Origin of the sequence: Pseudonocardia pini, assembly GCF_013870575.1 — a bacterium.
Lineage (GTDB): Bacteria > Actinomycetota > Actinomycetes > Mycobacteriales > Pseudonocardiaceae > Pseudonocardia > Pseudonocardia pini.
Window position 1 is genome coordinate 1 of the sequence record NZ_JACBXB010000290.1, and the last position, 6,384, is coordinate 6,384.

The following is a 6,384-nucleotide window of genomic DNA, read 5'->3' on the forward strand; positions in this document are numbered from 1 at the left end:
CGCCGTCCACGCCGAGGTACTCGGCGAGCTCGCTCGGCCTCGGCGCGCGGCCGAGCCGGTGGGACAACGGGCCCGTGGCCCGGCGGATGCCCACACCGAGGTCCTTCAGCCTGCGCGGCACCCGCATCGACCAGGTGCGGTCCCGGAAGTAGCGGAGCATCTCGCCGCGCACGCACGGCACCAGGTAGGACAGGAAGTCCCCGCGGGAGCGCGCCGGGTCCCACCGCTCCACGGCGGTGATCAGCGCGATCGTCCCGGCCTGCTCGAGGTCCTCGATGCCGCCGGGATAGCCGCGGCCGTGCCTGCGGGCCAGGTTCGCCACCACCGGCAGGTAGCCGACGACGATGCGGTCCCGCAGCGCCCGTCGCTCGGGATCCGTGGGGCTCAGCGCCGCGTACCGCTCGAGGTCCGGCATCAGCTCGGCGTACTCGTCCTGCGGGGACGGGGCGACCCCTGTCGCGACGACGGACATGGCCCTCCTTCGGCGGACATGGCACCGATCACGAGGGCGGTCTGCTTCACCCGGCGCCATCGTCGGCGCCAGCGGGACGGTACTCACCGGACGGGACCCGCGCTCGGTCTGGTGCACACGGGCCACGACGGTTTAACGTTCGTTCGTTCATCTCGTCGAGGAGGCGCCCGTGTCCGTGGTGGAGATCGACCGACCCCGGGAGGGGATCGTCCGGATCACGTTGAACCGGCCGGACCGGCTCAACACCCTCACCGCGGAGCTGGTCGCGGACCTCTCCGCCGTGCTGACCGAGATCGCGACCGACCGCAGCTGCCGCGTCGTGGTGCTGACGGGCGCGGGCCGCGGGTTCTGCGCGGGCCTGGACCTCACCGGCTACGAGGGCGCGGACGAGGACCCGCAGCCGCGGATCGACCCCATCCGCGGGCTGGACCGGCAGCGGGACATCGCCAGGCTGGCCGTGCAGCTCCACCAGCTCCCGCAGCCGGTGATCTCGGCGATCAACGGGCCGGCGGCGGGTGGCGGGCTGGCGTTGGCGCTGGCCAGCGACATCAGGATGGCGGCGACCGGCGCGGTGTTCGCCGTCGGGTTCATCCGGGCGGGCTTCTCGGCCTGCGACATCGGGCTGTCCTGGCTGCTCCCGCGGATCGTCGGGACCGGGCGGGCCCACGAGCTCATGCTCACCGGCCGCCGGTGGGACACCGCCGAGGCGCTGCGGATCGGGCTGGTGACCCAGGTCGCCGAACCCGAGGACCTGATGGACCTGGTGATCGAGGAGGCGGAGCAGATCCTGCTCAACCCGCCCTTCTCGGTCGAGCTGACCAAGCAGGGCATGTGGGCCTCGGTGGAGAACACGAGCTTCACGGGCGCCGTGGAGTTCGAGAACCGCCAGCAGATCCTCTCCAGCATGACCGCGGACCGCGCCGAGGCGGCCCGGGCCTTCCTCGAGAAGCGGGCGCCGGACTACATCTGGGGGTGAGTGCGGACGCTCGGGTCCGTCAGGCGGCCGAGTTCCGCGGCCGCCTCGCCCGAGCCCTGCACCCCCGCCCAGAGCAACGCCGGGAGCCTGCGCTCGCGGTCCACCCGGCCCGCCACCCAGGACCGGCTCGCGGCCAGCCGCTCGGCCTGCTCGCAGAGCTGCCAGGGCCGGGAGCCGCGGTCGGTCACGTCCGCGGCGTAGGGCGCGCCGCCGGTGCGGTTCCGGTAGCGACGCTCCGGGCTGTTGACGACGTGGACCAACGACAGTCCGAGACCGGCCAGCCCGGCCCCGACGACGACGCCCGCCGCGAACCACAGCAGGCTCAGCAGCCAACCGCCGCCCAGCAGGAGGGCCGTGCCCGCGCCCGCGGCGAGCACGGACAGCGCCACGGACCCGGCAGGCAGGCGCGTCCACACGAGGGTGCCGCTGTCGTCGATCTGGTAGCGGGTGCCCGCGACCAGCTCGGGATCGAAGACCCGGTAGCCCGCGCGGGTGCGGACCAGGGTGGGGAGTCGGTGCTCGGAGGAACCGGACTGCGGGGACGTGCTCACAACTGCCTCGTACGACGTGCGGACCGACTGGGGACGTGCGGCGACCGCCCACCAGGGGCCACCACCGACATCATCGAAACTGATGACACCCCTGTTACGTGCCGGAAACGTGAGCGAGGCCTCAGGCGGAGCGCAGCACCGGCCTCGTCTCGCGGCCGGACCCGGTGAGGGCGAGGCCCGCGCGCAGGGCGCTGGCGGCGTCGAACGTGGCGTCGTGCGCGGCCCGGCTCAGCGCGGTGAAGCTGGCGTAGCCGTGGACCAGCCCGGCGAACCGCCTCGCGACGACGGGGACCCCGGCCTCGCGCAACCGCTCGGCCAGCTCCTCCCCCTCGTCCCGCAGTGGGTCGTACCCGGCCGTCGAGAGGTAGACCGGGGGCATCCCGGACAGGTCCTTGGCGCGCAGGATCGCACCGCGGTCGTCGTCCACCGGGACGCCCTCGGGCAGGTACATGAGCTCCATCTCGGCGAGCACGGCGGAGGTCAGGCCGAACCCCGAGCCGAAGGCCACCCGGGAGCCGCCGCTGCGGTCGGCGTCCGTGGCCGGGTACAGGGCCACGACGAACGCGGGCACCGGCTGCTGCGCCACCGCCTGCTGGTGCGCCACGACCAGCGCGAGGTTGCCGCCCGCACTGTCCCCGCCCACCGCGATCAGCGTCTGCTCGGCGCCGAGGTCCTCGGCGTGCTCGCGGGCGAACCGGAAGGCGGCGACGGCGTCGTCGAGCGCGGCGGGGTACGGGAACTCCGGGGCGAGCCGGTACTCCACGGACAGCACCCGGACCCCGGCCTGCGCGGCCAGCAGCCGACACAGCGGGTCGGCCGAGGCGATCGAGCCGTAGACGAACCCGCCGCCGTGGAAGTAGACGAGCAGTCCGGAGCGCCCGTCGACGCCCGGGGGCGTGTAGAGCCGGGCCGGGATCGGCCCCACCGCGCCGGCGACCTCCAGGTCGCGGGCCACGACGTCGTCGAACACGCCCTCGGCGGCCAGCTCGGCCGCGTCGTCCGCTTGACGACGCTGCTCGGCGAGGGCGGCCATCCCGACCTGCGCGGCGTTCAGCCGGGCGAGCCAGCCGGTGGCGCGGTTGAGCAGCTGCAGGTCGAGATCGAGCACCTGGCCGTCCAGGCGCACCTCCCGGCCTGCGAGCAGCCGTTTCACCGGACGGGGCAGTCCGAACAGGAACCGGATCGCGAGTCGGAGCACCAGGACCCGCAGGGAGCGCGTGACCACACCTCGATGTTACGCGCGAGTAGGATCAGCCACCGAACGTGTACCTCAGTACGGGGAGCATGGCGTCCGGGTCGGTGCGACTGTCCGCATCGGCCACGCAGGCGGCCAGCTCGGCCTCGACGGCGGCGGTGTCGATCCCCGATCCGATGAGGACCAGGCTGGTCCGCCGCTCCTCCCCCGGGCCCCAGCGGGTGCGCCGGAACCGGACGTACCTGCCCACCGTGTGCAGCACGTACCGCTGCCGGTGCCCGGGCACGCCGAAGGCCACGATGCCCTTGATCCGGTACACCCCGGCCGGCCTGCGGTCGAGCAGGTCGCGCAGGCGCTGGGGGTCGAGGGGCGCCTCCGTGGTGAAGGAGACGGAGTCGTAGGCGGCGTGCAGGTGGTGCTCGTGGCCCTCGGTCTGCTCGCCCAGCATCAGCTGGCGGCCCGGGACCACCTCGATGTCGAACAGCAGCCGGGGATCGACGTCCCCGTGGTTCGCCGGGACGATCGGCGCGAGGGCGTTCATCTCGCGCAGCAGCCTGCGCACCCGCCAGACCTTCCCGGGGTCGACCCGGTCGACCTTGTTGAGCACCAACAGGTCCGCGAGCCCCACGTGCGTCTCCACCTGCGGGTGCCTGCGCAGGATCGGCTCGAACTCGACGGCGTCGACCACCTCGACCAACCCGCCGAACACCAGCTGCGGGTTCGCCGCCTCGAGCACGAGCCGGACGAGCGTGCCGGGCTCGGCGATGCCGCTGGCCTCGATCACGATGACGTCGATCTCGTCCCGCCGCCTCGTGAGCCGCTCCAGCAGGGGCCCGACGCCGTCCTCGCCGGTCGCGCAGCACAGGCAGCCGTTGCCCAGGGAGACCATGCCGTCGGACCCCGCGACCAGCAGGGAGTCGATCCCGATGGCCCCGAAGTCGTTGACCACCACGGCGATCCGGGCGTCGAGCGAGTGCGCGAGGAGATGGTTGAGCAGGGTCGTCTTGCCCGCGCCGAGGAACCCGGCGACGACGACGACCGGGATCCTCCGCACGTGTCAGGAGTACCAGAGGGCAGGATGGGCGCATGGCACAGGTGACCGCGACCGCCGAGCGAACCGTCCCCGCCCCCGTCGACGCCGTGGTGGCGGCCGTGGCGGACTACGCGACGACCCGACCGAAGATCCTCACCGAGCAGTACACCGACTACGCGGTGCTCTCCGGTGGGCTGGGTGACGGCACCTCCGCGACGTGGAAGCTGCACGCGACCAAGAAGCGCACCCGGCACGTCAAGGCCGAGGTCACGCAGCCCACTCCGGACACGGTCGTGGAGAAGGACCTGAACTCCTCGATGGTGACGACGTGGAAGGTCGCCCCCGCGGGCGAGGGCGCGAGCCTGGTGTCGATCACCACGACGTGGAACGGCGCGGGTGGGATCGGCGGCTTCTTCGAGAAGACCTTCGCCCCCAAGGGCCTCGCCCGGATCTACGACGGTGTGCTGAGCAACCTGGCGTCCACCGTCGGCTGACCCGCTCGCCGAGATCGCACGTTTCGTGCTCTCAGCGCTGCGTGATCGCGATCTGTGTGCTCTGGCCGCCCCTTGATCGCACGTTTCGTGCTCTCAGCGCTGCTTGATCGCGGGTTGCGTGCACTCAGCGCTGCGGCGACCGCGCTGAGAGCACGAAACGTGCCCGCGCGGGAGCTCGCCGAGAGTCGCCTTCGCCTGACGGGCCTGGCACGCTGTCCCGCGTGGCGGATGTGATCGCGGTCGCGGGCGAGGCTCTGGTGGACGTCGTCCCGGCGCCCGCCGAGGGGTACTTCGAGTTCGCACCCGGGGGGAGCCCGGCCAACGTCGCGGTCGGGTTGGCCCGACTGGACGTGCCTGCCCGGATGCTGGCCCGGCTGGGCACGGACCTGCTCGGCAGACGGCTGCGGGCCCACTTGGCGGACAACGGCGTCGACCTCTCCCACGTGGTCGAGGCGACCGAGGCGTCGTCGCTCGCGATCGTCGAGGTCGGACCGGACGGGGTGGCCGACTACGACTTCCGGATCGACGGCACCGCCGACTGGCAGTGGCGGCCGGAGGAGCTGTCCGGCGTGCTCGACGACGTGGTCGCCGTGCACTCGGGGTCCCTCGCGTTGACCCAGAAGCCGGGGGCCGGGGTGCTGCGCGAGCTGCTCGCGAAGGCCGCGGCCACCGCCACGATCAGCTACGACCCCAACGCCCGCCCGCGGCTGATGGGCGATCCCGCAGCGGTGCTGCCGGGGGTGTACGAGCTCCTGGCGATCGCGGACGTCGTGAAGGTCAGCGACGAGGACCTGCGCTGGCTGCTGCCCGGCACCCCGCCGGGTGAGATCCTCGACGACTGGCTGACCCGCGGGCCCGCGCTGGTCGCGGTGACCCTGGGCGGGGAGGGGGTGCTCGCCGGGACCTCCTCCGGCCTGCGCACCTCGACCCCGGGTCGGGCGGTCGAGGTGGTCGACACGGTCGGCGCCGGGGACTCGTTCTCCGCCGCGCTGCTCGCCGGGCTGCACCGGCGGGACCTGCTCGGTCCCGCCCGGCGGGCCGCGCTGCGGGAGATCGCGCCGCTGCCGCTCGACGAGGTGCTGGAGGAGTGCGTCACCGCCGCCTCGATCACCTGCTCGCGCCGGGGCGCCCAACCTCCCACGGCCACAGACCTGGCCGAGGCCCTCGGGCGATGATCCCGCATCGCGGCGCGTGAGCCGCTGCAGCGCGGTTCGGGTACCGCGAACGGTGAGCACACACGTGGACGGCGGCGAGGGCTCCCCAGCACCGCCGCCGCCCACGTGGTTCGCGGGGGCGGGACGGCCCCAGTACCCATCGCCCCGCCACCCGCGAGTTCAGGAGGAGCCCTCTGGCTCCGTGTCGCTCCCGCTCCGGTCGTCGGTCGCCGCCGAGGACCTGTCTGAGTCGGAGGACCTGTCGGGGTCGGAGGACCTGTCGGGGTCGGAGGACCTGTCGGGGTCGGAGGACCTGTCGGGGTCGTTCGAGCTCGGCTCGTCGCCGCCGGGCTCGACGCCGCCGGACCGACCGCCACCGGACTGATCGCTGCCAGGCTGATCGCCGCCGGACTGATCACTGCCAGGCTGGTCCCCGCCGGACCGACCGCCACCGGACTGGTCGCTGCCGGACTGATCACCACCGGGGCCGTCACCGCCACCGGCCGGAC

General features: G+C 73.3%; 8 protein-coding genes. 4 read left to right on the forward strand and 4 right to left on the reverse strand.

The genetic code is table 11. The features are described 5' to 3' along the window. Window positions 1–472: sigma factor (locus H5J29_RS17155; RefSeq protein WP_281376022.1), on the reverse strand; the 472-nt coding region annotated here is incomplete at its 3' end. A 169-nt stretch (window positions 473–641) separates the two neighbouring features. Here H5J29_RS17155 and H5J29_RS17160 point away from each other — a divergent pair. After that, complete coding sequence (locus H5J29_RS17160) at window positions 642–1,448, forward strand: enoyl-CoA hydratase/isomerase family protein (RefSeq protein WP_181781961.1); 807 nt, start codon at window positions 642–644, stop codon at window positions 1,446–1,448. Here H5J29_RS17160 and H5J29_RS17165 read toward each other — a convergent pair. From H5J29_RS17165 to H5J29_RS17175, 3 genes are all read right to left on the reverse strand, one after another. Then, window positions 1,433–1,999, reverse strand: coding sequence for a hypothetical protein (locus H5J29_RS17165; protein WP_181781962.1), 567 nt, complete (start codon window positions 1,997–1,999; stop codon window positions 1,433–1,435). The two genes, H5J29_RS17160 and H5J29_RS17165, sit on opposite strands and share 16 nt — an antisense overlap. A 121-nt stretch (window positions 2,000–2,120) precedes the next feature. Then, window positions 2,121–3,224, reverse strand: a complete 1,104-nt coding sequence (locus tag H5J29_RS17170) for an alpha/beta hydrolase (protein WP_181781963.1) — start codon at window positions 3,222–3,224, stop codon at window positions 2,121–2,123. A gap of 25 nt (window positions 3,225–3,249) precedes the next feature. After that, window positions 3,250–4,248 carry a CobW family GTP-binding protein gene (locus tag H5J29_RS17175; protein ID WP_181781964.1) on the reverse strand — a complete coding sequence of 333 codons (999 nt, stop codon included), beginning with the start codon at window positions 4,246–4,248 and terminating at the stop codon, window positions 3,250–3,252. Window positions 4,249–4,280: 32 nt separating this feature from the next. Here H5J29_RS17175 and H5J29_RS17180 point away from each other — a divergent pair, with 32 nt between their 5' ends. The 3 genes from H5J29_RS17180 (at window position 4,281) to H5J29_RS17190 (ending at window position 6,260) form a co-directional block, all read left to right on the forward strand. Continuing rightward, a complete protein-coding gene (locus H5J29_RS17180) occupies window positions 4,281–4,721 on the forward strand; it encodes an SRPBCC family protein (RefSeq protein WP_181781965.1) in 441 nt (146 codons plus the stop codon). Window positions 4,722–4,942: 221 nt separating this feature from the next. Continuing rightward, window positions 4,943–5,896: a carbohydrate kinase family protein gene (locus H5J29_RS17185; protein WP_312858276.1), complete on the forward strand. Its 954-nt coding sequence runs from the start codon at window positions 4,943–4,945 to the stop codon at window positions 5,894–5,896. Between the two features lie 181 nt (window positions 5,897–6,077). Beyond that, window positions 6,078–6,260 carry a hypothetical protein gene (locus H5J29_RS17190; protein ID WP_181781966.1) on the forward strand — a complete coding sequence of 61 codons (183 nt, stop codon included), beginning with the start codon at window positions 6,078–6,080 and terminating at the stop codon, window positions 6,258–6,260. The last annotated feature ends 124 nt before the right edge of the window (window positions 6,261–6,384 follow it).

Coding starts and splice junctions, on each gene's coding strand:
- H5J29_RS17180 (WP_181781965.1), top strand. CDS start 4,281: ATGGCACAGGTGACCGCGACCGCCGAGCGAACCGTCCCCGCCCCCGTC.